The following is a 25279-nucleotide window of genomic DNA, read 5'->3' as shown; positions in this document are numbered from 1 at the left end:
ACTGGCGAACGTCAAGGTTTACTCTTGGCAACCGTTTGCAAGGGAGGACGGGCGATGACGGCGACGATCAAAGACGTGGCGCGCGCCTGCGGCGTCCACGTGTCCACCGTGTCGCGCACCTTCTCCGCACCGCACCTGGTCAATCCTGCCACCAGGAGCAAGGTGATGGCCGTCGCGGACGACCTCGGCTACCGCCCCAACCGGGCGGCCAGAGCGCTCACGACGGGACGCACGTTCAACATGGGCCTCATCGTGGCCGACATCTCCAACCCGTTCTTCCCGCCGCTCATCAAGGCCGCCCAGGCGCAGGCCAGGGGTCGCGACTACCACGTGTTCGTGGCCGACACCGACGAGGACCCGCGGGTGGAGGAGGAGCTGATCAGGACGTTCACCAAGCAGGTGGACGGCGTCCTGCTGTGCAGCCCCCGCCTGTCCAACCGGATGATCGAGCGCCTGGCCGAGGACGTGCCGTTCGTGGTGATCAACCGCCGGATCAAGGGCATGCCCGCGGTGCTCATGAACGTCGCCCAGGGCGCCAAGCTCGCCCTGGAGCACCTGACCGGGCTCGGCCACCGCAGGATCGCCCTCGTGTCGGGCCCGATCGGCTCGTGGACCAGCAACGAGATGCAGGGCGTCGCCGCCGAGGCGCCGGGGCTCGACCTCGTCTTCTTCGGCCCCAACCAGCCCACGGAGTCGGGGGGCCTGGCCGTGGCCGCGGACGTGGCGGCCTGCGGGGCGACCGCCGTGCTGGCGTACAACGATCTCGTCGCGCTTGGCCTGATCGAGGGGCTGGCCGCGATGGAGATAGGGGTACCAGACCAGATAAGTGTCATCGGGTTCGACGACATCCTGCCGGGCCGGCTCAACCGGCCCAAGCTGACCACGGTGGCCATGCCCGCCGTGGCAGCTGGGAGGATGGCCGTCGATCTGCTGCTGCAGTCGGGGGGCGAGGGCGCGACAGTGACCCTCGACACCGCCCTCATAGTTCGCGAGTCCACGGGAAGGGCGCAAAAATGATCTTCGGAACGCTGCCGTCGGGGGAGCAGGTCGAGCAGGTGGAGCTGTCGTCAGGACGGCTGCGTGCCGAAGTGCTCACCCTGGGATGCATCGTGCGCTCGCTGGAGGTGTCGGGCCGCAACGTCGTGCTCGGTCTCGACTCGGTGGAGGACTACCTGACCCGCAGCCGCTACTTCGGCGCGGTCGTCGGCAGGTACGGCAACCGCATCGCGAACGGCCGCTTCACCCTCGACGGCGTCGAGTACCGGCTGCCGATCAACAACGGCCTCAACAGCCTGCACGGGGGCCTCGAGGGCTTCGACCGCAAGGTGTGGACCATCCAGGACCGCTCCGGCGACGCGGTGACGCTCACGCTGACCAGCCCCCACGGCGACCAGGGTTACCCGGGCACGCTGACCGCGCAGGTCACCTACACGCTGGCGGACGACGCGCTGCGCATCGACTACGCGATGGAGGCCGACGCGCCGACCGTGGTCAACCTGACCAACCACTCCTACTTCAACCTGGCCGGCGCCGGCGACGTACGCGACCACGTGGTGCGCCTCGAGGCCGAGCACTACCTGCCGGTGGACGAGCACAAGATCCCCACCGGGGAGCTCGCGCCGGTCAAGGGCACGCCGTTCGACTTCACCGAGCCGCACGCCGTCGCCGAGCGCTACGACGGCGCCTACGACCACTGCTTCGTCCTCGACGGCGGCATGCAGGTCACGGCCGGCGGCCTGACCATGGAGGTCACGACCACCGAGCCGGGCGTGCAGTTCTACACGGGCAGCATGCTCGACGGGGTCGCGACGCCGTACGGGCCGTTCGCCGGGTTGTGCCTGGAGACGCAGCACTACCCCGACTCGCCCAACCAGCCGCACTTCCCCTCGACCGTGCTGCGGCCGGGCGAGCGCCGCACCTCCACCACCACCTACAGGTTCACGTCCTGACCTGCCGCAGCGGGGCGGCCTTGATCACCAGCAGGGCGACGTCGTCCTGCGACGGCTCGGCGGCGAACGTCTCGACCGCGTGCCGCACCCGTTCGGCCACCGCGTGGGCGCTCAGCTCCGTGCAGCCGGCCAGCAGCGCCGCCAGCCCGTCGCCGTCGTCGAGCAGGCGGTCGCCGTCGCGCCGCTCGGTCACGCCGTCGGTGACGCACAGCAGCACCTCCTCGGGCGCCAGCTCGAACGTCTCGACGTAGAACCTGGCGTCCGCCTCGATGCCCAGCAGCAACTGCGGCGTCGCGACCGCCTGGACCGTGCCGTCCGCCCGCAGCAGCAGGGGCGGCGGATGGCCGGCCGAGGCGACGGTGCACAGCGCGCCGCCCTGGGCGAGCGGGGTCAGCTCGCCGCACAGCAGGCTGAGGAACCTGCCGTCCTCGCCCTCCTCCAGCAGCGCCTGGTTGAGCCGGTCGAGGATGTCGGCCACCGTGTAGTGCTCCTTGGCGAGCAGGCGTACGGCGTGCCTGGCCAGCCCGGTGACCGCGGCCGCCTCGGGCCCGCTGCCGCACACGTCGCCGAGCGCGAAGCACCAGTGGTCGGCCACCGTGAACAGGTCGTAGAAGTCGCCGCCCACGTCGGCGCCCTCCTCGGCCGGCTCGTAGACGACCGACGACTCCAGCCCCGGCATGGGGGCCACGCGCATGGGCAGCAGGCTGCGCTGCAGCACCCGCGACGTGGTGGCCTGCCGGGCGTACAACATGGCCGTGTGCAGGTTGAGCGCCACCAGCCGGCACAGGTCCGCCAGCAGGTCGGCCAGCTCCAGCGGCAGGGTCGGCTCGGCGCGGCCGATCACCAGCGCGCCGTGCGACCTGCCCTGGGTGAGCAGCGGGAACGACAGCACCGTCTCCGGGCCGACCGGCCAGCTCACCTCGGTGAGCGCGGTGCGTGGGATGGCCGGCAACAACGTGCGCAGCTCGGCGTTGTGCCGCTCCTCGCTGTGCCAGACGTGGGCGAGCCTGGTCATCCCCGCCAGATCGGTCAGGTAGACCGCCGCCCAGGTGGCGATCTTGGGGACGACGAGCTGCGCGGTCAACGCCGCGATCAGCTCCTCGTCGTGCACGCCCGCCAGCAGCTCGCCCGCCTCGGCCAGGAACGACAGCCGCCCCCGGTGCGCCCGGTCCTCCTCGGCCAGCCGCTCGCGCTGCACCGGCACGGCCACCTGGTCGGCGATGTGCTGCAGGCTGACCGTCAGCTCCTGGTCGAAGCGCCCCGGTTGGGTGGCCGTCACCACGATGTAGCCGGTCACCTCGCCGGACACCAGCAGCGGCGCGCACGCCAGCGAGCGGGCCCGCAGCTGCTCGGCCAGCTCGACGTCCTCGGCCAGCAGGTCGTCGAGCATCGTGGGCGCCTTCCTGCCGGCGCTGAACACGCCCGTGGCCAGCACCCCCACCAATCCCGCCGTCGCGCCGGCGCCCGCCGCCACGCCGAACCTGTCGCCGCCGTCGGCAGAGAGCAGCACGTACGCGGCGTCGCCGCCGCTGGAGACCTGGACGATGTGCGCGATCGTGTCGAGCAGCTCCGCGAACGGCATGTCCTGGTCGAGCAGGTCCTTGATCCGCCGCCCCGCCTCCCTGCGCATCGGCGCGGGCGGCGGCGTCAGGACGTAGCGGTGGTCGGCGGCCACCACCATCCAGATCGCCGACCGCTGACCCCGTGCCCGCAGGTGCGAGACGTAGACGGGCATCATCGTGCCGTCGAGGTGCCGCATGTGGGCCTCGCCTCGCCAGCGGCCCAGGCCGAGCGTGTCGGCGAGGGTGAGCGCGTACGGGCCGTGGCCGCGCCAGGCGACCAGCTTCTCCAGCGACCCGCCGACGACCTCATCGGCCTGCCAGCCGAGCAGCTTCTCCGCCTCCGAGTTCCACGATTCGACGACCCCGTCGCGGTCGCAGACGATGACGCCGACATGCAGGGACTCGGCGGGCGGGGCGATGGGGAGCGAGGCGGACAGGGCCTCCTGCCGGTCGAAGCCGTCGCCGAGCTCCATGCGCACCCAGACCCGCTTGGCGGTCTTGGTGTACGTGACGCCCCAGGCGTCGGCCAGCATGCCCGCGAGCGCCAGCCCGCGCCCCGAGGTGCGCATCGTGTCGGCAGGAACGGCCTCGGCCTCCTCGATGGTCCTCGTCGGATGGTGGTCGTCGACCTCGATCTCCAGCTTCGCCGGGATGGCCTCCACGTTCAGCCGGCAGGTCAGCTCGATGCCGGTGCCCGCGTGCACCACGGCGTTGGTGACGAGTTCGCTGGTCAGCAGCACGGCGTCCTCCGCCAGATGGCCCAGCCGCCATTCGCCGAGCACCTGGCGTACGAACTTGCGCGCATGTGCCGGGGCATGGGGAGTGCCGTCGAAGGCCGTGCTCGACACCCGGGTCGTGTCCACTGTGCGTCCTAGAACATCACTCGATGTGGCAGTTCGGTCACTCTCAGAGTGGCAGACTGATGCCGTTGATACCTCCAGTTCTCCAGTTGTGAAGAAGGCCGCCATGGTCGCGCAGTTGGAACCCCCCTACGTACGTGGATCGCTCCACCTGTCGGACTTACGGCCCCTGCTCACAGCGCTGCAGGGGCTGCGTGACGGGAACTTCCGGCATCGCCTCGACGTGCCTGACGATCCGGTCCTGGCCGAGCTGGCGATCGTGTTCAACCAGGTCGTCGAGCGCAACGAGCACCTGACCGCCGAGCTGACCCGGGTGCGCGGCGAGGTGGCCAAGCACGGGCGCCTCGACGAGCGGGTCGCCTCCAGCCCCGGCACGGGAAGCTGGGCGGTCAACGTGACCGCGGTCAACTCCCTGATCGACGCGCTGGTCATTCCCGCGGCCAAGGCCACCCGCGTGCTCAACGCGGTCGCGGACGGCGACCTGTCGCAGCGGGTCGATCTGCAGGAGGACAACCGGCCGCTGCGCGGCGGCCTGCGGCTGATGGGCAAGGCCGTCAACCGCATGGTCGACCAGCTCGCCCTGTTCTCCAGCGAGGTCACCAGGGTGGCGCGCGAGGTCGGCACCGAGGGTCGGCTCGGCGGCCGCGCCAAGGTGCAGGGCATGTCGGGCAGCTGGCGCGATGTGACCGAGGCGGTCAACGCCATGGCCGGGCGGCTGACCGCGCAGGTGCGCGACATCGCGGTGGTCACCACCGCCGTGGCCAGGGGCGACCTGACCAGGCAGGTGACGGTCGAGGCCACCGGCGAGCTGCTGGAGCTCAAGCTGACCGTCAACACCATGGTCGATCAGCTGTCGTCGTTCGCCAGCGAGGTGACGCGGGTCGCCCGCGAAGTCGGCACCGAAGGGCAGCTCAGCGGGCGGGCCGAGGTCAAGGGCGTGCTCGGCACCTGGAAGGACCTCACCGACAACGTCAACTTCATGGCCTCCAACCTGACCACCCAGGTGCGCTCGATCGCCCAGGTGACGACCGCGGTGGCCAACGGCGACCTGTCCAAGAAGATCACTGTCGATGCCCGGGGCGAGATCCTCCAGCTCAAGGACACCATCAACACGATGGTGGGTCAGCTGTCGGCGTTCGCCGACGAGGTGACGCGGGTGGCGCGTGAGGTGGGCACGGAGGGGCGGCTCGGCGGCCAGGCTCACGTACGCGGGGTGCGCGGTGTGTGGAAGGACCTCACGGACAACGTCAACTTCATGGCCTCCAACCTGACCGAGCAGGTCCGCGACATCGCCCAGGTGGCCACCGCCGTCGCCCAGGGCGACCTCAGCCGCAAGATCAGCGTGGACGTCAAGGGCGAGATGCTCCAGCTCAAGGACACCGTCAACACGATGGTGGGTCAGCTGTCGGCGTTCGCCGACGAGGTGACACGGGTGGCCCGTGAGGTGGGCACGGAGGGCCGGCTCGGCGGTCAGGCCCAGGTGCGGGGCGTTTCCGGCGTCTGGAAGGACCTCACCGACAACGTCAACTTCATGGCCTCCAACCTCACCAGCCAGGTCCGCAACATCGCGCAGGTCGCCACCGCCGTCGCCAACGGCGACCTGTCCAAGAAGATCACGGTGGACGCCCGAGGCGAGATCCTCCAGCTCAAGGACACCATCAACACCACCGTCGACAAGCTGTCGGCGTTCGCCGACGAGGTGACGCGGGTGGCGCGTGAGGTGGGCACGGAGGGGCGGCTCGGCGGTCAGGCCCAGGTGCGGGGAGTGAGCGGCGTCTGGAAGGACCTCACCGACAACGTCAACTTCATGGCCTCCAACCTCACCAGCCAGGTCCGCAACATCGCGCAGGTCGCCACCGCCGTCGCCAACGGCGACCTGTCGAAGAAGATCGACGTGGACGCTCGCGGCGAGATCCTCGAGCTGAAGACCACGATCAACACGATGGTGGACACGTTGTCGTCGTTCTCCTCCGAGGTGACCCGCGTCGCCCGCGAGGTCGGCTCCGAAGGCAGGCTCGGCGGGCAGGCCGAGGTCGAGGGTGTCTACGGCACCTGGGAACGCCTCACCAAGAACGTCAACGAGCTGGCCTCCAACCTCACCACCCAGGTCCGTGCCATCGCCGAGGTCGCCAGCGCCGTCGCGCAGGGCGACCTGAGCCGCGCGATCAGCGTCGAGGCCAAGGGCGAGGTCGCCGAGCTGAAGAACAACGTCAACCTCATGGTCGCCAACCTGCGCGAGACCACCCGCGCCAAGGACTGGCTGGAGAGCAACCTGGCCCGCATCGCCGGCCTCATGCAGGGTCACCGGGATCTCGTCGAGGTGGCCGACCTCATCCTGCGCGAGCTGACGCCGCTGGTCAGCGCCCAGTACGGCGCCTTCTTCCTGGCCGGCCACGACTCTCCCGACGGCTCGCTCGCCTACATCGCCGGCTACGGCGCGGCCCACGACGTGCTGCCCGGACCTGGCAGTCCCGGGTCGGGACTGATCAGGCAGGCGGCGCTGGAACGCAAGCGCATCCTGCTGGAGGACGTGCCGCCCGGATATATCAAGGTTCACTCGGGGCTGGGGGAGGCCGCCCCGGCCAGCGTCGTGGTGCTGCCGATCCTGTTCGAGGACAACGTGCTCGGCGTGATCGAGCTGGCCTCGTTCAGCCGGTTCAGCGACGTGCACCTGGCCTTCTTCGACCAGTTCGTGGTGACCATCGGCGTCGCCATCAACACGATCATCGCCAACTCTCGCACCGAGGCGCTGCTGTCGGAGTCGCAGCGGCTGGCCCAGCAGTTGCAGGGCCGCTCGGACGAGCTGCAGCGCCAGCAGGCCGAGCTGCGCAAGACCAACGCGGCGCTGGAGGAGAAGGCCCACCTGCTGGCCACCTCCTCCCGCTACAAGTCGGAGTTCCTCGCCAACATGTCCCACGAGCTGCGCACGCCGCTCAACAGCCTGCTCATCCTGGCCAGGCTGCTGGCCGACAACCCGGAGGACAACCTGTCGGCGCAGGAGGTCGAGTTCGCCACCACGATCCACAACGCCGGCAGCGACCTGCTCCAGCTCATCAACGACATCCTGGACCTGTCCAAGATCGAGGCGGGGCGGATGGACGTGCGCCCGGAGAAGCTGCCGCTGAGCAAGCTGCTCGACTACGTGGATGCCACGTTCCGGCCGCTCACCGTGGATCGGGGGCTGACGTTCGAGATCGAGGTACGCCCCGGCACGCCGCGCGAGCTCTACAACGACGAGCGCCGGCTCCAGCAGATCCTGCGCAACCTGCTGTCGAACGCCGTCAAGTTCACCTCCTCCGGCGAGGTCCGCCTGCAGGTGTCCGTCGATCCCGCCAGGCGGACGCCGGAGGGCGAGGTCCTGGTGTTCGCCGTCAGCGACACCGGGATCGGCATCGCGGCCGACAAGCTGCCGGCCATCTTCGGCGCGTTCCAGCAGGCCGACGGCACCACGAGCCGCAAATACGGCGGCACGGGACTGGGCCTGTCGATCAGCAGCGAGATCGCCCGCCTGCTCGGCGGTGAGATCCACGCCATCAGCACTCCGGGGGTCGGCAGCACGTTCACGCTGTACGTGCCCGCAGGGTGCCCGGCGCCGGGCGTCTCCGGCGACACCGACTGGCAGCCCGCGCCCAAGCCTGTGGAAGCCCGTGCCGCGCAGCCGCAGGCCGAGTGGCCGACCGTGGACACCGACGACCTGTGGCAGTCCGCCACCAAACTCAGCCTGCTCAAGGACGGCCCGCTCGGGGAGGCGTTCGCGGGGCGGCGGGTGCTGATCGTGGACGACGACATCCGCAACGTCTACGCCCTCACCCATGTGCTCGGCCGGCTCGGCATGGAGATCGTCTACGCCGAGAACGGCAGGGAGGGCATCGAGGCATTGGAACGTGACGAGCGCATCGACCTCGTGCTCATGGACGTGATGATGCCGGAGATGGACGGCTACGAGACGCTCGCCGCCGTACGGGAGATGCCGAGGTTCGCCGAGCTGCCGATCATCGCGCTCACCGCGAAGGCCATGCCCGGCGACCGGGAGAAGACGATCTCCTGCGGCGCGTCCGACTACGTGCCCAAGCCCGTGGACCTCGACCATCTACTCGAAGTGATGCGAGGGTGGATCGAGTGATGAACCGCCAGGTCAAGATCCTGCTGGTCGACGACAACGAGGAGAGCCTGGTCGCGCTGGAGGCCATCCTGCGGCCGCTCCAGCAACGGCTGTTCAAGGCCCGGTCGGGGCAGGAGGCCATGAAGCTCATGTTGCGCCACGACTTCGCGGTCGTGCTGCTCGATGTGCTCATGCCCGGCATGGACGGGTTCGAGACCGCCACCCACATCAAGCGGCTCGACCAGACCAGGGACGTGCCGATCATCTTCCTCACCGGCACCGAGCCCAGCTCGGGCGCGGCCTTCCGCGGCTACGCGGTCGGCGCGGTGGACTACCTCACCAAGCCCTTCGACCCGTGGGTGCTCAGGAGCAAGGTCGCCGTCTTCATCGAGTTGTTCCGCAAGACCGCGGTGCTGGTCGAGCAGACCACCCTGCTCACCCAGCTCGTCGACGACCATGAGGCGCTGTCGGACTTCGCGAAGCGGCTCGGCGCGGTCGAGTCCCGGCTGGCGAGCGTGGCCGAGGCCGCCTCCGGCGACGAGGGGCTGCGGGACACGGTCAAGGAGCTGGCCGACCGGGTGGCGGCCATGCAGGCCGCGTTCGATGTGATCTCCTCTGTGGAGGGCCGGGTCAGGGAATGAGGGCGGCCCGCAGGCGCGCGGCGTGAGCGGGGGTCAGGCCGCCGGCGAGCAGGACTCGCTCGGCGCCACCCTGTGCGCTCAGCGCGGCCAGGAACGTGCGCATCGCGCTCTCGGGCGCCTCCAGCAGCGCCGGGGGCATGCCGGGCGGCAGCGCGATGCCGAGCGTGAGCATCAGGTCCGGCAGCGCCTTGGCGGTGAGCGCGTAGTCGCGCACGATGGCCTCGTGGTCCACGCCGACCAGGTCGAGGATCAGCGCGATCACGATGCCCGTGCGGTCCTTGCCCGCGGCGCAGTGGACGAGCGCGGGCAGCCCGTCGGCGATCTCCGCGACGACCCCGGCGAGCCAGGTCCTCCTGTGCTCGAGCAGGCCCACGTACATCTCGCCGAGGTCCAGGTCTGCCGGGAGCGTGGCCAGGTGGGCGGGCGAGGCGACGGAGCCGGCGCCGAGCGGCGCGTGCCTGACGGCGCCGCCCAGGACGGGCGCCCAGTCGCCGGGCGTGCGCTCGTCGTCGCCGCGCAGGTCGGCGATGAGCCGCAGGCCCGCCACCAGCTCCGCGTCCGCGAGGGTGAGCGTGTGCGGCTGGGCGGAGCGGTAGAGCACGCCCGGGCGCAGCGCGGTCTCGACCGCCACGTCCCGGAAATTGAGGAGAGGCATGTATCCCAGTAAGGAAGGCCTTGCCTGCGGCCATGCGGCCTTTGCGTGGACATGAAGTGAATCTCTCGTCACCTTTGACGAGAGTGATGTGAGGGGTGTTCGGCGAGCCTCCGCGCGCGGCGCGGTGTCTCCGACGTACCTTTGGCATCATGGCCACCCGTACGCCGAAAAGCGCATCGAAGGGGCCGGCGAAGCGGTCGACCTCGGCTCGCTCGACCCCCGCGAAGCGGACCGGAACGTCGGCGGGGTCCAGGGCGAGGGGAGCCGCCTCTGGCCGCAAGCCCTCGATGACCCACCAGGATCCGATCAGCTGGGTCTTCACGATGATCGGCAAGCTGATCGTCGGGCTGTGGATGTTGTTCGCGAACGGCGTCGGCAGCATGGCTCGCGCGCTGGGCAAGAACGCCCGCGAGCTGGATCCGGCGCACCGGCGCGACGGGATCGGGCTGACGGTGCTCGCGGGCGCGATCGTGCTGGCGGCCATGACCTGGCGCAACGCCGACGGGGCGATCTCCGGCGTGGTCAACACCACCGTACACGGCGTGTTCGGGTCGCTGGCCTGGGCGCTGCCGCTGCTGCTCGGCCTGCTGGCCTGGCGCTACCTACGCCACCCCGACCAGAACGCCGACACCGGCCGCATGGTGATCGGCTGGGCGGCGCTGCTCGTCGGCGTGCTCGGCGTGATCCACGTGGCCAACGGCACTCCCTACCCGGCCGGCGAGGGTCAGGGCATGGACAAGGTGTCGGCCGCCGGCGGCATGATCGGGTTCATCGTGTCGGCGCCGCCGATGAGCCTCCTGCCGCCGTGGATCACGATCCCGCTGCTGCTGCTCCTGTCCGGCTTCGGTGTGCTGGTGATCACCGCCACCCCCGTGCACCGGATCCCCGAGCGGCTGGGCGAGCTCAAGCACATGTTGTTCGAGCGGCACGCCGAGCCACAGCCGCGCGAGCCGGGCAGGAAGCGGACCCGGGTCAAGAAGTCCGACGCCGGCGAGGGCGGCGACACGGTCAAGCCCTACGACACCCCCGTCCTAGCCGAGAAGCCGGACAAACGGGCCGATCACTCTCCGGAGATCGTGCCCGGGCTGACCGACGAGGAGGAGCCGCCCGCCGCCGAGGCGGAGCGCAGGCCCGAGCCGCCGCAGCCGACGCCCGCGCCGCGCAAGGTCGAGCAGCTGGTGCTGTCGCCGCAGGCGGGGCCGTACAGCCTGCCTGACCTGCAGTTCCTCAAGCAGGGCAGCGCGCCCAAGCCGCAGACCAAGGCCAACACCACCGTGGTGAACGCGCTGACCAGCGTGCTCGAGCAGTTCACGATCGACGCGCAGGTGATCGGGTTCACCCGGGGGCCGACCGTGACCCGGTACGAGATCGAGCTGGGCCCCGCGGTCAAGGTCGAGAAGGTGACGGCCCTCACCAAGAACATCGCCTACGCCGTTAAATCCGCAGATGTCAGGATTTTGTCGCCCATCCCGGGCAAGTCGGCGATCGGGGTGGAGATCCCGAACGCCGACAAGGACCTGGTGTCGCTCGGTGACGTGCTGCGTTCCCAGGTGGCGCAGGCCGACCACCACCCGATGATCGTCGGGCTGGGCAAGGACGTCGAGGGCCGCACCATCGTCGCGAACCTTGCCAAGATGCCCCACCTGCTCATCGCGGGCGCCACCGGCGCCGGCAAGTCGGTCTGCGTCAACGGGCTGATCACCAGCATCCTCATGCGGGCCACGCCGGACGAGGTGCGCATGGTGCTGGTGGACCCCAAGCGGGTCGAGCTGAGCGTGTACGAGGGCATCCCACACCTCATCACCCCGATCATCACCAACCCGAAGAAGGCCGCCGAGGCCCTCGAATGGGTGGTGGGCGAGATGGACCGGCGCTATGACGACCTGGCCGCGTCGGGGTTCCGGCACGTGGACGAGTTCAACAAGGCCGTGCGGGCGGGCAAACTGCAGCCGCCGCCCGGCAGCGAGCGGGTCTACCAGCCGTACCCGTACCTGCTGGTGATCGTGGACGAGCTGTCGGACCTCATGATGGTGGCGCCGCGCGACGTCGAGGATTCGATCGTGCGGATCACGCAGCTGGCCCGCGCGGCCGGCATCCACCTGGTCATCGCCACCCAGCGGCCCAGCGTGGACGTGGTCACCGGCCTGATCAAGGCGAACGTGCCGTCCCGGCTGGCGTTCGCGGTCTCGTCGCTCACCGACTCGCGGGTCATCCTGGACCAGCCGGGCGCCGACAAGCTGGTCGGCCAGGGTGACGCGTTGTTCCTGCCGATGGGTGCGAGCAAGCCCATCCGCATCCAGAACGCGTTCGTCTCGGAGAAGGAGATCGCCGAGATCGTCTCGTACTGCAAGGAGCAGATGCAGGCCGAATACCGCGATGACGTCGCCGCCGCGCCGGTCAAGCGGGAGATCGACGAGGACATCGGCGACGACCTCGAGCTGCTGATCCAGGCGGCGGAGCTGATCGTGACCACCCAGTTCGGCTCGACCTCGATGTTGCAGCGCAAGCTGCGGGTCGGCTTCGCCAAGGCCGGGCGGCTCATGGACCTGCTCGAGAGCCGCAACGTGGTCGGCCCGAGCGAGGGGTCCAAGGCTCGCGAGGTGCTCGTGAAGCCGGACGACCTCGCGGGTTTGCTGGCCGACCTGCGTGGCGAATGACCCCAATGCGTCCCTGCGGGGTAGCTACTGGTTGAATATGAACCACTACGCAATGTTGTCGTGGTGGTTCAGACCAGGCGCCATCGGGGAGGCGTTTCGCCGTGCAGGAGCAGAGCATCGGAGCCATACTGGCGGCAGCCAGGCAGTCGGCGGGGCTGACGGTCGCGCAGGTGAGCGCGGCCACCCGGATCCGCGAGGCGATCATCCATGGCATGGAACAGGACGACTTCGATCAGTGTGGTGGCGAGTTCTACGCCAGGGGGCACGTCAAGGCCGTGGCCCAGGCCGTGGGGCTGGATCCCGAGGCCACCGTGCACCTCTACGACCAGCAGCACGGCGGGGCGCCCCAGCCGGTGCGGGCGGCGGCGGTGTTCCAGGCCGACAGGAAGATCAACGTGCCGGTGCGGCGGGGGCCCAACTGGACGATGGCGCTCGGGGTGGCGCTGGCGATCGTGGTGGTTTTCGGTATGATGCGGGTGGTCGGCGGGGCGGGCGACCACGTGCAGACCGCCGGCGTGCGGCAGGTCTCGGCCCGGCCGAGCGTTCCGCCCAACACACCCATCACGGAGACGCCCAAGCCGTCACGCAGCGTGAGCAAGCGCATGGTGACCGTGCAGCTCAAGGCCAGGCGGTCGTCGTACGTGAACGTGCATGACGCGGAAGGTCGCCCGTTGTTCTCCGGGACGTTGAGGGCCGGCAGGACCTCCACCTGGCGCACGCCGGAGAAGGTCAACCTGGTCCTGAGTGACGCCAGTGCGGTGTCGGTGCTGGTCAACGGCAAGAGGGTGACGGGGCTCGGGGGACGGGGGGAGGCGGTGCGGCGCTCGTTCGAGGCGCCGAAACAGCAGACGCGGCAGCGCGCGAGGTAATCGGCGGGGCCCACGCGACCCCCAAAAGGGCGCAGGAGAGGCGTTCTGTCGGTCGGGGGAAGCAAGCTTCCCCCGACCCGTGCATCGGGTAGTGGCCAACTCCCGATACCGTAGTGTTCACCATGTCATCCCGCCGAACCGCATCGCTGATCACTCTGGGCTGCGCCCGCAACGAGGTCGACTCCGAGGAGCTGGCCGCGCGACTCGAGGCTGCCGGCTGGCAGCTGGGCGACGACGACCCCGATGTCGTCGTCGTCAACACGTGTGGCTTCATCGACTCCGCCAAGAAGGACTCCATCGACACGCTCCTGGCGGCCGCCGACTCCGGCGTGAAGGTGGTCGCCGCGGGCTGCATGGCCGAGCGCTACGGCAACGAGCTGGCCGAGGCGCTGCCCGAGGCCAGCGCGGTCATCTCCTTCGACGACTACGCCGAGATCGGCGACCGGCTCGACGACGTGCTCGCGGACCGGCCGCTCAAGCCCCACACGCCACGTGACCGCCGCACGCTGCTGCCCATCTCACCGGTGGAGCGTGCCAGCGCACCCAAGACCCACATCCCCGGCCACGGCGACCTTCCGGACGGCCTGGCGCCCTCCAGCGGGCCGCGCGTGCTGCGCAAGCGGCTCGACGAGAGCCCCGTGGCCTCGCTCAAGCTGGCCTCCGGCTGCGACCGGCGCTGCACGTTCTGCGCCATCCCGGCCTTCCGCGGCTCCTACGTCTCGCGCACACCGGACGAGCTGCTGGCCGAGGCCGACTGGCTGGCCCACCGGGGCGTGCGCGAGCTCGTCCTCGTCAGCGAAAACTCCACGTCCTACGGCAAGGACCTCGGCGACCTGCGGGCACTGGAGAAGCTGCTGCCGCAGCTCGCCGCGGTGGACGGCATCGAGCGGGTGCGGGTCAGCTACCTGCAGCCGGCCGAGCTGCGTCCCGGCCTGATCGACGTCATCACCGGCACCGACGGTGTGGCCCCCTACTTCGACCTGTCCTTCCAGCACGCCAGCAACAGCGTGCTGCGCAGGATGCGCCGGTTCGGCGATCCCGAGCGCTTCCTGGGGCTGCTGGGAGCCGTGCGTGAGCGCGCCCCTGAGGCCGGCGTGCGCTCCAACTTCATCGTGGGCTTCCCCGGGGAGACCGAGGAGGAGTTCGGCGAGCTGGTGAGCTTCCTGGAGGAGGCCAGGCTCGACGTCATCGGCGTGTTCGGCTACTCCGACGAGGACGGCACCGAGGCGGCGCACCTGCCGGGCAAGCTCGACCAGGACGTCATCGACGAGCGCGTGCGGGTGCTCACCGCGCTGGCCGAGGAGCTGACCGCCCAGCGGGCGGAGGAGCGCATCGGCACCGAGGTCGACATTCTGATCGACGACGACCTGGGCGACGGCGGCTACGAGGGCCGGGCCGCCCACCAGGGGCCGGAGGTCGATGGCTCGGTCACGGTGCAGGGCATCGGGTTGGTCAGGGGGCAGATCGTGCGCGCGCTCGTGGTCGACGCCGAGGGGGTCGACCTGATCGCGCGCATCAAGGCCGGTCCATGATTGTGTTCCTCGACGGCCTCCTGCGCTCCGCTCCTCGGTCGCCGGCGCTCCCTGCGATGCTCACTCCGGAGGCCGTCTCGTGATGAAAGACGAGCGCCGGGTGGTGAGCCCGTGGAACATCGCCAACATCCTCACGGTCCTCCGGTTGGCGCTCGTCCCGTTCTTCGTCGTCTGCCTCTTCCTGCCGGGCGCGGGCTGGCGGGTGGCCGCGCTGGCGGTGTTCGCGGTGGCCTCTTTCACCGACCACCTCGACGGCGAGCTGGCCCGCCGGTACGGCCTGATCACCGACTTCGGCAAGATCGCCGATCCGATCGCGGACAAGGCGCTCACCGGCGCCGCACTGGTGTGCCTGTCGATCCTGGGTGAGTTGCCGTGGTGGGTCACGGGGGTCATCCTGGGCAGGGAGCTCGGCGTCACGGCGCTGAGGTTCGTGTTGCTGCGGCACGCGGTCATTCCGGCCAGCTATGGCGGCAAGGTCAAGACGGTGTTGCAGATCGCCGCGATCGTCCTCTATCTCCTGCCGTGGGTGCCCGACGTGGTGCGGTGGGTGGCGATGGGCGCTGCGCTGATCGTCACGGTGGCCACCGGCGTCGACTATGTGATCCGGGCCGTGAGGTTGCGTAAGGTGGCCAGGCAAGCGCGCGGGGAGTGATCGACGGTGGATGTGGCCGGGGTTCTGTCCATGCTGGTGCAGCGGTCCGCCACGGTGGCGGTGGCCGAGTCGATCACCGGCGGGCTCATCGGGGCCGCGTTCACGTCGGTGTCCGGGTCGTCGAAGGCGTTCCGCGGTGGGGTGATCTCCTATGCCACCGATCTCAAGCGGGAGCTGCTCGGCGTGCCGGGGGAGCTGCTGCGGCGCGAGGGGGCCGTGCACCCGGAGGTGGCCGCGGCCATGGCGGAGGGGGTCGCACGGCTCTGCGGGGCCACGTACGGGCTGGCCGTGACCGGGGTGGCCGGGCCTGAGCCGCAGGACGGCAAGCCCGTGGGGACCGTGCACATGGCCGTTTCTGGACCTGGCGGGCAGATTTGGTCCCGGGAATTGAGACTTGATGGGTCGCGCGAACGTATCAGGGTAGAGACGGTGGACGAGGCCGTTGATCTCCTGGCAGGTGTGCTGAAGGCGAACATAGGGGAACAATCCGGATGATTACCGTGTTACGTCCCCAGCGAACATGCCTGACGCGGTCTGACGCGGTGTCGGTGGATACGGGTACGGTGGAGCTGTGAGTGAGGTCCGTGAGCCAACTGCAAGCACCGAGCGCCCGGCAGGCGGGCCTGATGAGTCGCGCAATGAGGCACGAGCGGCGGTTCAGGGGCAGCGACGCCCAGTGATGACGGCGAGGAGTATGTACGAAGCTAAGAAGACCAAAGTGCGGCACGATCCGATCGCGCGAGGCGTGGTGAAAACTTCCGCGCCGGGGAGGGAGCGACAGATGATTCTGCTGCGTCAGCTGCTCGGCGATGTGCTGAGGCGGTTGCGGGTGCGGCAGGGACGCACGCTACGCGAGGTGTCCACGCTTGCCCGTGTCTCGCTCGGCTATTTGTCCGAGGTGGAGCGCGGCCAGAAGGAGGCCTCGTCCGAGCTGCTCGCGTCCATTTGCGGCGCGCTCGGGGTGCCGCTTTCGCAGGTGTTGCGTGAAGTGTCCGACCAGTTCGCGCTGGCGGAGCTCCAGGCGGCTCCTGTGCTTGCCGATGTGCCGGAGCACGAGCGCCTGCCCCTTGCCGAGACGGTTCCCGGGTCGATCTCCGACTCCGTGTTCCCCGAAGTCAAGGACATGGTGGCTGCCTAGCTCGGCTGGCAGCCGGCACACCACAGGATCAGCCGCTCCTGTGGCTGCGCCCCCATCTCCCCGCGGCTGATGCGGGTGCCGCAACGGCGACAGGGCCTCCCCGCCCTGCCATAGACCCAGGTCTGGTTCGCCGGGCGGCGATCACCTGTGGTCACCGTGCCCGCGTACGTCTTGTTGGCGTCCAGGAGTCGCTGCGCCAACGACACGAGCCCGTTGAGATCCTCGATCTCCCCGACTTTTCGCCACGGCCAGATCCCCCGCAGGAACAAGGTCTCGGCGCGATAGATCGTGCCGATCCCCGCCAGGTTGCGCTGATCGAGCAGCGCCTCCCCGATGGTCCTGCCGGGCGCCGCTCGCAGCCTCCGCACGGCCTCGTCCGGGTCCCAGCCCGGGCCGAGCAGATCCGGGCCGAGATGGCCCACCACGCGCGCCTCCTCGCCGGTTCTGACCAGGTCCACCGTGCCGAGCTTGACGCCCATCGCCGTCCACTCCTGATTGGCCAGGATCAACCTGACCTGGTCGCCGGGGGGTGGTGCGATGTGGGCCGAGGCCGGCTTGATTCTCCAGCTGCCGTCCATCCGGAGGTGGGTGTGGAGGGTCAGGTCGCCTTCGACGCGGGTGAGCAGGTGCTTGCCCCGTGAGAGCGTGGTGAGCACCGCGCGGCCCGTCAGGTCGGCGGTGGCATATCGAGGGACGCGGAAGTCGGACCTGATGAGGATGCGGCCGTCCAGAGCGTCCCGCAGGCGTGCGGCCGTCCGATAGACGGCGTCTCCTTCAGGCATCTCTCGGCGCCTCCGGGCATTTCTCTAGGCAGCTCTCCAGGCCTAAGCCCTTTGCTGCGGGCCGATCTCCAAGCTAAAGCTACGCGGAAGTGACCCGCTCATCCGCCGGCGCGCAGAGCTGGTGCAAGGGTGGTGGGGTGGCTGGTCAGGCCTCGTGGTGGTGTCGGGCGCCGGGGGATGACGGCGGATGCGGGGCCGGTTGGGCCAGGATCAGGGTCAGGTCGTCGGATCGGGTGCGCGTGGCGTGCCCGCGCAGCAGGTCCAGCAGGTCGCGCACGGCCTCCTCCAGTGTCGGGGCGGTCAGGGCGGCATGCAGGTGCTCGTCGAACGGCAGCTGGGCGCCGCTCCGGTCGCGGGTCTCGGTGAGCCCGTCGGTGAACAGCAGCAGGCGGTCCGACGGCAGCAGGCGGACGCGCCACACGTACGGGTCGGGGGACAGGCCCAGCGGCCGGCAGGGGCGGGGCGGCTCGAGCACGCGCAGCCGGCTGCCGATCCGGATGGGGCCGGGATGGCCGCAGTTGACGAGCAGAACTCCACCGGGCACGAACTCGGCGAGCAGGACGGTCACGAAGTCCTCGGGACCCAGATCGGGGCCGATGCGGGTGTCCAGGTCACGAGCCAGGCAGACCAGGTCAGGGGCGGTGGCGGCGGTACGGCGGAAGGCGCTCAGCACCGCCGCGCTGAGATGGGCCGCGTCCAGGCCGTGGCCTTTGACGTCCCCGATGATCAGCCGCGCCCCCGTGGCCGTGGCGATGGCCTCGTGCAGGTCCCCGCTGATGCGGGCGCCGAGGGTCGCCGACCGGGTGTGGGCGGCCAGGTGGACGCCGCCCAGCTCGGTGGGCCACGAAGGGATCATCGCCCGCTCGGCTATGCGGGTGATGCGGTTCACGTCGGCGCGCTGCCGTTCATGACGGCGGGCGAGGGCGACGCACAGCAGCCCGCCGACGGCGACGATCGGCGTCCGCATGAGGAAGTGGGGCAGCTCCGAGCCGTCTCCCAAGAACGGCGGCAGGAGGGTCAGGGCGAGCGCCGCGACCGTGACCAAGGTGGTCTGGCGGACGGTCAGGTTCTCACTCTTAGTGACATTGTGGTGGCGATTCCGGCAAACAGGCGAGGCACTGGGACGGCGTGTGCCGGCTCAGTCCCAGGCGGCGGGGTCGGCGGCGAGCTGGCGAACGCGCTCGGGCAGCGCCCCGGAGGCGACCTGTTCGAGCGTGACCTCCTCCAGGATGGCGCGCTCGGTCGCCCGCAACGCGATCCACACCTGCTGCAACGACTCCGCCGGCCCCCGGTAGCCGACGTGCTCGGGCCGCTCGCCGCGTACGTTGGCCAACGGGCCGTCCACGGCCCTGATCACGTCTGCCAACGAGATGGCGGAGGCGGGCCTGGCCAGTACGTATCCACCCTCGGGCCCCCGCTGTCCCCGTACCAGCCCGGCGCGGCGCATCTGGAGCAGGATGTTTTCCAGGTATTTGGGTGGCATGTCCTGTTCCTTGGCGAGCTCGCCCACGGTGGTCGGGCCCGCACCGGCTGCGGCGAGTTCGGCGGCGGCTCGGAGGGCGTAGTCGACACGAGCGGAGAGGCGCATGTTTTCGATTATCCCTCCTGGTCAACACTGGTTAGGCGCAAGGTCGTCAGAACGGGCACGAGACCCGAATCCGGCAGGGCCTTCCACCCGGGGCTGATCGGCGGGTTACGATGCCGAGCGCGGGGGCGCGACGACGGGGTGATCATGCGGAAATCTCGTGTTCACCTGCGACGTCACGCGCGGATGGGAGCGCTAAACTTCCAACAACCTTTTCCGATGTGACGGTGGGATTCAGCGTGGAGCGACGCCCTGGTGTGCCCAGACTACTCAGGGAGATCAACGACCGGGCCGCACTGGAGCTGTTACTGGCCACCGGGCCCATGACGCGTGGTCAGATCGGCGATCTGACCGGCCTGTCCAAGGTCACGGCGTCGCAGACGCTGGCCAGGCTGGAGGAGCGCGGCCTGGTCGAGGTGGTCGGCGCGCAAGCCGGCGGCCGCGGACCCAACGCGGCGCTTTACTCCGTGATCGCCTCCAGCGCATACGTGGCCGGGCTCGAGGTGGGGCCCGACCTGATCTCGAGCGCGATCGCCGACATCCACGGCCACACGATCGCCGATGTCACGGTGGACCCGCATGCCCACGACGACCCGGTCTCCGCCGTGCACGACGCGATCGTGAAGGCGTGCCGCGGCGCCAAGGTAGGTCTCGGCAAACTCCGCGGAGTCGTGATCGGCACCCCGGGTGTGGTCGATCCTCGCAGCGGCGACGTCCGCTTCTCCTTCGACCTGCCCGGCTGGCACGAGGGCATCCACGAGGCCCTGGCCGGCGACCTGCGGCGCGAGGTGACGATCGAGAACGACGTCAACCTCGCCGCCATCGCCGAGCGCGCCGACGGGGCCGCCAAGGGCCTCGACGACTTCGTGCTGCTGTGGTCGAGCCGCGGCCTGGGCATGGCCGTCATGCTCGGGGGCAAGCTGCACCGGGGGCGTTCCGGCAGTGCGGGCGAGATCGGCTACCTGCCGGTGCCCGGTGTGCCGCTGCCCGAGGACATCCGCACCCTGCCGGGGCGGCTCCCCTCGCTGGCGGGTGGCCTGCAGTCGCTGGTCAGCGCCGAGGCGGTCAGCGAGCTGGCCCGCGAGTACGGCTTCGCGGCCGCGAGCGCCGGCGAGTGCGTCAAGGTCGCGGTGGCCGCCGGAGCCGAGGGCGAGCCGTTGCTGGATGAGGTCGCGCACCGGCTGGCTCTCGGGGTCGCGGCGGTCTGCGTGATCCTCGATCCCGGGTTGGTGGTGCTCGGAGGCGAGGTGGGGCACGCGGGCGGACGGGCGCTCACCTCCCGTGTGGAGGAGGCGGTCGCCAAGATCTGCCCCGTACGGCCCCATGTGGCCACCAGCACCGTGGAGGGCAATCCGGTGCTGCGGGGGGCGGTGCTGGCGGCGCTCCAGCAGGCGCGCGAGGAGATCTTCAGCTCCTAGCCTCGCGGCGGCGGCCGGCCGCCTACGCCGAGCGCTTCGGCTCGAGGGAGGCGACGCGAGGCCGCCGGCCGTCCGTGAGGAGCTCCACAGCGGCCCTGGCGTTGGCCCGGGCCGCCCCGTACGTGGCCAGATAGGCCGCGCTGCCCGGCCGCCAGATGGGCAGCCCCATCTCGACGACGATCGTGTCGGGCCGGGCGGCGACCAGGGTGGAGACGAGCGCACGGCTGTCGGCGTACCGATGGGCGTCTTTGACCACCACCACCAGCGAGCGACCCCTGGCACGCTCCAGGAGCCGCTCGGCGACGGCCTCAGCCGGCGCGACCCGGACCACCTCGCCCTCGGGCAGCCACGGCGCGACGCCCCACGGGACGTCGCCGACCGCGATGGTCGGAGGCGTGTCGACCTCCACGACCAGCGGATCGGTCAACGGTCCTGCCGACCCGTGGAGCCTGACCGCGCGCCTGGCGGCGTCCAGGCCGACGTCCGCCGGCTCGTCCTGCGTGCCCGCACCCGACCCGAACCAGGCCCGCAGCCGGTCGGCCCGGGCCGCGGCCTCCTCCAGGCGCTCGGCCGGCAGCCGCCCGTCGCCGACGGCGGCCACGATCTCGGCGATGATCCCCAGGATCTCGTCGTAGCCCGGCTTCGGCCCCAGGCAGAGCAGGTCGGCCCCGGCCGTGAGCGACTGGACGGCGCCCTTGGCGAGCCCGACGCCGTCGCTGATCGCCTGCATGTCCAGCGCGTCGCTGACCACCACGCCGTCGTAGCCGAGCTCGCCCCTGAGCAGCCCGGTGATCGCGGCGGGCGAGAGCGTGGCGGGCTGGTCGCCGGTCAGCACGGGCACCGCGACGTGCGCGGTCATGACGGAGCGCGCCCCTGCCTCGATGGCGGCCATGAACGGCACCAGCTCCCTGGCACGCAGCACGTCCAGGGTGACGTCCACGACCGGGACGGCCAGGTGCGAGTCGACCGTGGTGGCGCCGTGGCCGGGGAAGTGCTTGACGCAGGCGGCGACCCCGGCCGACTGCAGACCCTGGACCGCGGCCACCGTGTGCCTGGCGACCAGCGCGGCGTCGTCGCCGAACGCCCTGGTGCCGATCACCGGGTTGTCCTCGGCGGTGTTGACGTCGGCCGCGGGCGCCATGTCCAGGTTGACCCCGGCGGCGATCAGCTCGGCCCCGATGGCCCGGTAGACCCGGCGGGTGAGCTCGACGTCGTCCACGGCGCCGAGCGCGGCGTTGCCCGGGTAGGGGCTGCCGACGTGGTAGGCGAGCCTGGTGACGTCGCCGCCCTCCTCGTCCAGGGAGATGAACGGGTCGCCGGCCGCCCGCAACGCCGCGGTGAGCCCCGTCACCTGCTCGGGCGTGGCGATGTTGAAACCGAACAACGTGACGCCGCCGAGACCGTGTTCCAGCTCGTTCAGGACCCAGCCGGGCGCGGTCGTGCCGTCGAAGGCGACGAGCAGTGTGCCGGCCGCGAGACGGCGCAGCCCCCGATCACTCTGACTCATGGCTCCTCATCAGGTTCAGGGCAGGGTCAGGGGTACGGCCCGCGTGAAGGCCGCACCCGCCCTGCGAAATATGGCGAAATCAGCCTTTGACAGCCCCGGCCACCAGGCCGGAGACCATGCGGCGCTGCACCAGCAGGAAGAAGGCGATGACCGGCAGGGTCATCAGCGTGGAGGTCGCCATGATGGCGCCCCAGTCGGTGCCCCGCTGCCCGAAGAAGAACTGCAGGGCCACCGGCATTGTGTAACCCGTGGTGTCCTTCATCAGGACCAGCGCGAAGATCAGGTCGTTCCACGCGGTGATGAACGAGAAGATGCTCGTGGCCACCAGACCCGGCGCAACCAACGGGAAGAGCACCTTCCAGAAGGTGGTGAACCGGCTCGCGCCGTCGATCCACGCCGCCTCCTCCAGCGACTTGGGGACCGCGGCGACGAACGTCCGCAGCATCCAGATGCCGAACGGCAACGTCAGACCGACCTGGATGACGATCAGCCCGAGCAGGTTGTCGTAGAGCCCGAGGCGCCGGACGTTCAGGAACAACGGAATCAGGAGCGCCTCGGTCGGGATCATCTGCACGATGAGCAGGGTGATCAGGAAGCTCGTACGCCCCTTGAACCGGAAACGCGCCACCGCGGTGGCCGCGAGCAACGCGAACGCCGACCCGATGAGCACCGTGCCGAGCGCCACGATCGCGCTGTTGCGCATGTAGACCCAGATCGAGTTGCCCGCCACGCCGTCGGTGAGGACCGTGTTGACGTGCTCGAAGGTGAAGTGCGTGGGGAACGGGATGAAGTCGGTGGTGAAGATCTGGTCGTTGGCCTTGAACGAGGTCGAGACCATCCAGTAGACGGGGAAGACCGCGAAGAGGAAGACCAGGACCCCGGCCGTGTTCAGCGCGATCTTGTTGAGCCGTTTGCGGGCCAGGGGGGTCATGTCAGGTCCTCCTGCTTGACCATCTGCCGGGTGTAGAACGCGGTGACGATGAGCAGGATGATCGTCAGCACCACCGCGATGGCCGCGCCCGTGCCCATCTTGGGCGGCGCCTTGAAGGCCTCGGCGAAGGAGAAGAGCGACAGGTTGAACGCCTCGCGGTTGGTCGGCCCGTTCAGCAGCACGTAGAGCTGGCTGAGCACCTTGAAGTCCCAGATGATCGACAGGATCGTCAGGACGGCGAAGACCGGCTTCAGCAGCGGGAAGGTGATCTTCCTGAACGTGCGCCACGGGGTGGCGCCGTCCACCCTGGCCGCCTCGTACAACTCGGCGGGGATGCCGCGCAGGCCGGCCAGCACCGACACCGCGACGAACGGGAAGGACGCCCAGACCACCGTGAGGACCAGCACGACGTAGACGGACCACGCGTCGTTGAGCCACGGCTGGCCGCTCCAGTCGGCCCGGCCGAAGATCAAGGTGGACAAGGCGTCGGGGAGCAGATTGAGCGCCCAGTTGATGATGCCGGCCTCGGCGTCGAAGAGCCAGCGCCAGATCGTGCCCTGGGCGACCGGTGGGACCGCCCACGCGGACATGATGCCGATGATGACGAAGGTGGACATCCGCTTGCTCAGCCGGTTGAGCAGCACGCCGACGGCGGTGCCCAGGATCAGGGTGAGGGCCACGGTGACGGCCGCGAAGACGACCGTGTTCCGCAGCGAGGACCAGAAGATGTCGTTGTCGAAGAGCTTGGTGTAGTTGTCCAGCCCCACCCACTCCGGCTCCGCGACACCGCGGATCACCCGGAGGCTGATGCTCTGGAACGACATGATGATCATCTGGATCATCGGGTAGAGCAGCAGCCCCGCGATCACCACAATCCCAGGGACGAGCAGGACGTACGGGATGGACCACCCGGGCATCCCGCTGCCTCGAGCAGGCTTGCGTGAACTGTGGCGGCGCCGCCCAGGGGCGGAGGTGTTGCCTCCGCCCCTGGGCGCGAGCGTTGACGTGTTCGCCATGGTCACGACTGGTTGAGGATGTCTTCGAGTTCCTTGTTGGCCTTGGCGAGCGCCTCATCGGCCGTGGCCTTGCCCTCGATGACCGAGCGGGCGGCGTTCTGCAGGACCGCCTTGGTCTCGTTGGCCTCGGTCCACTGCGGGTCGGCGGGGAACGCCTTGGCCTTGGCGAAGGCGGCGGCGAACGGCGCCTGCGCCGGGTCCTTGGCCAGCTCGGCGAGCGTGTCCGGGTAGACGGGCAGCAGGCCGCCGTCCAGCGCGTAGCGGTCGGCCCACTTCTTGCTGGTGGCGAGCTTCACGAACTCGGTCGCGAGCTCCTTGTTCTTGGCGTCGTTCCACACGGTGATGTCGTTGCCGCCGAAGAACGCGGGGGTCTCGCCGCCGCTCTTGGACGGGAGCGGGAAGAAGGCCATCGCGTCCTCCTTCACCTTGCCCTTGCTCTCCTCCTTGATGGTGGCGATGTCCCACGACGCGGTGAGGTACATGCCGACCTTGCCGTTGGAGAAGCGGGTGCGGATGTCCGTGGTGTTCTGCGTGAGGCGGGACTTGCTGGACGCGCCCGAGGACACGATGCCCGTATAGGTCTCGAAGCCGGTCTTGAAGGCGGGGTCGGTGAGCTTGCCGACCCACTTGTCGCCCTCCTTGACGGCGTACTCGCCGCCCTCGGACCAGGCCATCGCGCCGAGCAGGTGGTTGGCGTCGGAGCCGCCGTTGAAGGCGAAGCCGTCGACGTCCTTGCCCTTCTCGTCCTGGATCTTCTTGGCCGCCGCGAGGACCTCGTCCCAGGTCTTCGGAACCTCGATCTTGAGGTCTTCGAACCAGTCCTTGCGGTACATGACGGCGCGGGTGCCGGCGCCCCACGGCATGGCGTAGACCTCGCCGTCGATGGTCTCCAGGCCGAAGAGGTTCTTCGGGATCTGCGCGTGCTCGCCGCCGGCGGTGATCGAGGTGACGGGGGCCAGCGCGTCCTGGCTCTGCCAGAGCGGCACCTGGTCGTTGCCGATCTCCGTGACGTCGGGGCCCTCGCCGCCGGCCGCGGCAGCCGTGAACTTGTCGTTGACCTGCGGCCACGGGATCCACTGCACGGTGGCATCCGCACCGGTCTGGGTCTTGAACTCGGCGACGAGGTCGTCCATGTACTTCTGGGACGGCTCGTTGGGGTCGCCGAGGCGCCAGACGGTGATGCTCTGGCCCGCGTACTTGGGACCAGAGGCGGAGGCGGAGCCTGAGGCCTGCGGCTGGGGCGTGCTCGGCTCTCCGGAGCCACATGCGGCCAGGCCCAGGGCCAGGGCGGCCGTGGTGACCGTAGTGGCCGTGATCTTCGCGATCCTCACTAGCGTTCTCCCTTCCCGGCTAATCGCGTCGGGTCTGCGCTCATCGGGTGCTGAGCCTGTGGTCCGCACCTGGCTGATCGTCAGTGTCGAAT

At 69.8% G+C, this 25279-nt stretch carries 20 protein-coding genes; 11 read left to right on the top strand and 9 right to left on the bottom strand.

The window, feature by feature from the left end:
- The first annotated feature begins 54 nt into the window (after positions 1 to 54).
- Positions 55 to 1017 (top strand): LacI family DNA-binding transcriptional regulator, encoded by a 963-nt coding sequence (locus ACTWQA_RS01950; RefSeq protein WP_443157560.1) that lies wholly within the window; start codon positions 55 to 57, stop codon positions 1015 to 1017.
- A complete protein-coding gene (locus ACTWQA_RS01945) occupies positions 1014 to 1949 on the top strand; it encodes an aldose epimerase family protein (RefSeq protein WP_443157559.1) in 936 nt (311 codons plus the stop codon). The genes ACTWQA_RS01950 and ACTWQA_RS01945 overlap by 4 nt, the downstream gene beginning before the upstream one ends.
- Here ACTWQA_RS01945 and ACTWQA_RS01940 read toward each other — a convergent pair.
- The gene (locus ACTWQA_RS01940; protein ID WP_443157558.1) at positions 1939 to 4374 is read right to left on the bottom strand and encodes a SpoIIE family protein phosphatase; all 2436 of its coding nucleotides are present in this window, start codon (positions 4372 to 4374) and stop codon (positions 1939 to 1941) included. The genes ACTWQA_RS01945 and ACTWQA_RS01940 overlap by 11 nt on opposite strands.
- A gap of 103 nt (positions 4375 to 4477) precedes the next feature.
- Between ACTWQA_RS01940 and ACTWQA_RS01935 the strand changes: the two genes are divergently transcribed.
- Both ACTWQA_RS01935 and ACTWQA_RS01930 read left to right on the top strand, forming a co-directional pair.
- The gene (locus tag ACTWQA_RS01935; RefSeq protein WP_443157557.1) at positions 4478 to 8494 is read left to right on the top strand and encodes a HAMP domain-containing protein; all 4017 of its coding nucleotides are present in this window, start codon (positions 4478 to 4480) and stop codon (positions 8492 to 8494) included.
- Positions 8494 to 9114, top strand: coding sequence for a response regulator (locus ACTWQA_RS01930; RefSeq protein ID WP_443157556.1), 621 nt, complete (start codon positions 8494 to 8496; stop codon positions 9112 to 9114). Before ACTWQA_RS01935 ends, ACTWQA_RS01930 begins: the two co-directional genes overlap by 1 nt.
- On the opposite strand, the gene ACTWQA_RS01925 is transcribed toward ACTWQA_RS01930, so the two are convergent.
- The gene (locus ACTWQA_RS01925; RefSeq protein ID WP_443157555.1) at positions 9104 to 9769 is read right to left on the bottom strand and encodes a tyrosine-protein phosphatase; all 666 of its coding nucleotides are present in this window, start codon (positions 9767 to 9769) and stop codon (positions 9104 to 9106) included. The two genes, ACTWQA_RS01930 and ACTWQA_RS01925, sit on opposite strands and share 11 nt — an antisense overlap.
- 287 nt (positions 9770 to 10056) lie before the next feature.
- Between ACTWQA_RS01925 and ACTWQA_RS01920 the strand changes: the two genes are divergently transcribed.
- The 6 genes from ACTWQA_RS01920 (at position 10057) to ACTWQA_RS01895 (ending at position 16617) form a co-directional block, all read left to right on the top strand.
- Positions 10057 to 12426, top strand: coding sequence for a DNA translocase FtsK (locus tag ACTWQA_RS01920; protein WP_443157554.1), 2370 nt, complete (start codon positions 10057 to 10059; stop codon positions 12424 to 12426).
- A gap of 101 nt (positions 12427 to 12527) precedes the next feature.
- Positions 12528 to 13295 carry a helix-turn-helix domain-containing protein gene (locus ACTWQA_RS01915; RefSeq protein ID WP_443157553.1) on the top strand — a complete coding sequence of 256 codons (768 nt, stop codon included), beginning with the start codon at positions 12528 to 12530 and terminating at the stop codon, positions 13293 to 13295.
- 122 nt (positions 13296 to 13417) lie between these two features.
- Positions 13418 to 14827, top strand: coding sequence for a 30S ribosomal protein S12 methylthiotransferase RimO (gene rimO, locus ACTWQA_RS01910; RefSeq protein ID WP_443157552.1), 1410 nt, complete (start codon positions 13418 to 13420; stop codon positions 14825 to 14827).
- 82 nt (positions 14828 to 14909) lie between these two features.
- Positions 14910 to 15479, top strand: a complete 570-nt coding sequence (pgsA, locus tag ACTWQA_RS01905) for a CDP-diacylglycerol--glycerol-3-phosphate 3-phosphatidyltransferase (protein WP_443157551.1) — start codon at positions 14910 to 14912, stop codon at positions 15477 to 15479.
- A gap of 30 nt (positions 15480 to 15509) precedes the next feature.
- Positions 15510 to 15974, top strand: coding sequence for a CinA family protein (locus ACTWQA_RS01900; protein WP_443157550.1), 465 nt, complete (start codon positions 15510 to 15512; stop codon positions 15972 to 15974).
- 286 nt (positions 15975 to 16260) lie between these two features.
- On the top strand, positions 16261 to 16617 hold the full coding sequence (locus tag ACTWQA_RS01895; RefSeq protein WP_091084154.1) for a helix-turn-helix domain-containing protein: 357 nt from the start codon (positions 16261 to 16263) through the stop codon (positions 16615 to 16617).
- Here ACTWQA_RS01895 and ACTWQA_RS01890 read toward each other — a convergent pair.
- The 3 genes from ACTWQA_RS01890 to ACTWQA_RS01880 all read right to left on the bottom strand — a co-directional run bounded on the left by ACTWQA_RS01890 (position 16614) and on the right by ACTWQA_RS01880 (position 18987).
- Positions 16614 to 17399 (bottom strand): DNA-formamidopyrimidine glycosylase family protein, encoded by a 786-nt coding sequence (locus tag ACTWQA_RS01890; protein ID WP_443157549.1) that lies wholly within the window; start codon positions 17397 to 17399, stop codon positions 16614 to 16616. The genes ACTWQA_RS01895 and ACTWQA_RS01890 overlap by 4 nt on opposite strands.
- 145 nt (positions 17400 to 17544) lie before the next feature.
- A complete protein-coding gene (locus tag ACTWQA_RS01885; RefSeq protein WP_443157548.1) occupies positions 17545 to 18444 on the bottom strand; it encodes a PP2C family protein-serine/threonine phosphatase in 900 nt (299 codons plus the stop codon).
- A 93-nt stretch (positions 18445 to 18537) separates the two neighbouring features.
- Positions 18538 to 18987 (bottom strand): RrF2 family transcriptional regulator, encoded by a 450-nt coding sequence (locus ACTWQA_RS01880; RefSeq protein ID WP_305923423.1) that lies wholly within the window; start codon positions 18985 to 18987, stop codon positions 18538 to 18540.
- A 236-nt stretch (positions 18988 to 19223) separates the two neighbouring features.
- On the opposite strand from ACTWQA_RS01880, the gene ACTWQA_RS01875 reads away from it, so the two are divergent.
- Positions 19224 to 20402 (top strand): ROK family transcriptional regulator, encoded by a 1179-nt coding sequence (locus ACTWQA_RS01875; RefSeq protein ID WP_443157547.1) that lies wholly within the window; start codon positions 19224 to 19226, stop codon positions 20400 to 20402.
- A 22-nt stretch (positions 20403 to 20424) separates the two neighbouring features.
- Here ACTWQA_RS01875 and ACTWQA_RS01870 read toward each other — a convergent pair whose 3' ends face one another.
- The 4 genes from ACTWQA_RS01870 to ACTWQA_RS01855 form a co-directional block, all read right to left on the bottom strand.
- On the bottom strand, positions 20425 to 21909 hold the full coding sequence (locus ACTWQA_RS01870) for a glycoside hydrolase family 3 protein (RefSeq protein WP_443157546.1): 1485 nt from the start codon (positions 21907 to 21909) through the stop codon (positions 20425 to 20427).
- Positions 21910 to 21988: 79 nt separating this feature from the next.
- On the bottom strand, positions 21989 to 22840 hold the full coding sequence (locus tag ACTWQA_RS01865; protein ID WP_305923420.1) for a carbohydrate ABC transporter permease: 852 nt from the start codon (positions 22838 to 22840) through the stop codon (positions 21989 to 21991).
- On the bottom strand, positions 22837 to 23757 hold the full coding sequence (locus tag ACTWQA_RS01860; protein WP_443157545.1) for a carbohydrate ABC transporter permease: 921 nt from the start codon (positions 23755 to 23757) through the stop codon (positions 22837 to 22839). Before ACTWQA_RS01860 ends, ACTWQA_RS01865 begins: the two co-directional genes overlap by 4 nt.
- Positions 23758 to 23858: 101 nt before the next feature.
- Entirely contained in the window at positions 23859 to 25187 is a 1329-nt protein-coding gene (locus ACTWQA_RS01855) for an extracellular solute-binding protein (protein ID WP_443157544.1), read from the bottom strand.
- Positions 25188 to 25279 lie beyond the last annotated feature (92 nt).

The organism is Nonomuraea sp. 10N515B, assembly GCF_052245915.1.
Lineage (GTDB): Bacteria > Actinomycetota > Actinomycetes > Streptosporangiales > Streptosporangiaceae > Nonomuraea.
The sequence above is the reverse complement of the archived record's forward strand: the minus strand, read 5'-3'. Positions and strand labels throughout refer to the sequence as shown.

Bases quoted from the DNA above. Each gene is read 5' to 3' on its own strand.
- ACTWQA_RS01890 (WP_443157549.1), bottom strand. From the start codon at position 17,399: ATGCCTGAAGGAGACGCCGTCTATCGGACGGCCGCACGCCTGCGGGAC.
- rimO (WP_443157552.1), top strand. From the start codon at position 13,418: ATGTCATCCCGCCGAACCGCATCGCTGATCACTCTGGGCTGCGCCCGC.
- ACTWQA_RS01860 (WP_443157545.1), bottom strand. From the start codon at position 23,757: ATGCCCGGGTGGTCCATCCCGTACGTCCTGCTCGTCCCTGGGATTGTG.
- ACTWQA_RS01945 (WP_443157559.1), top strand. From the start codon at position 1,014: ATGATCTTCGGAACGCTGCCGTCGGGGGAGCAGGTCGAGCAGGTGGAG.
- pgsA (WP_443157551.1), top strand. From the start codon at position 14,910: ATGAAAGACGAGCGCCGGGTGGTGAGCCCGTGGAACATCGCCAACATC.
- ACTWQA_RS01950 (WP_443157560.1), top strand. From the start codon at position 55: ATGACGGCGACGATCAAAGACGTGGCGCGCGCCTGCGGCGTCCACGTG.
- ACTWQA_RS01920 (WP_443157554.1), top strand. From the start codon at position 10,057: ATGACCCACCAGGATCCGATCAGCTGGGTCTTCACGATGATCGGCAAG.
- ACTWQA_RS01930 (WP_443157556.1), top strand. From the start codon at position 8,494: ATGAACCGCCAGGTCAAGATCCTGCTGGTCGACGACAACGAGGAGAGC.
- ACTWQA_RS01925 (WP_443157555.1), bottom strand. From the start codon at position 9,769: ATGCCTCTCCTCAATTTCCGGGACGTGGCGGTCGAGACCGCGCTGCGC.
- ACTWQA_RS01900 (WP_443157550.1), top strand. From the start codon at position 15,510: ATGCTGGTGCAGCGGTCCGCCACGGTGGCGGTGGCCGAGTCGATCACC.
- ACTWQA_RS01870 (WP_443157546.1), bottom strand. From the start codon at position 21,909: ATGAGTCAGAGTGATCGGGGGCTGCGCCGTCTCGCGGCCGGCACACTG.
- ACTWQA_RS01895 (WP_091084154.1), top strand. From the start codon at position 16,261: ATGATTCTGCTGCGTCAGCTGCTCGGCGATGTGCTGAGGCGGTTGCGG.
- ACTWQA_RS01880 (WP_305923423.1), bottom strand. From the start codon at position 18,987: ATGCGCCTCTCCGCTCGTGTCGACTACGCCCTCCGAGCCGCCGCCGAA.
- ACTWQA_RS01865 (WP_305923420.1), bottom strand. From the start codon at position 22,840: ATGACCCCCCTGGCCCGCAAACGGCTCAACAAGATCGCGCTGAACACG.
- ACTWQA_RS01935 (WP_443157557.1), top strand. From the start codon at position 4,478: ATGGTCGCGCAGTTGGAACCCCCCTACGTACGTGGATCGCTCCACCTG.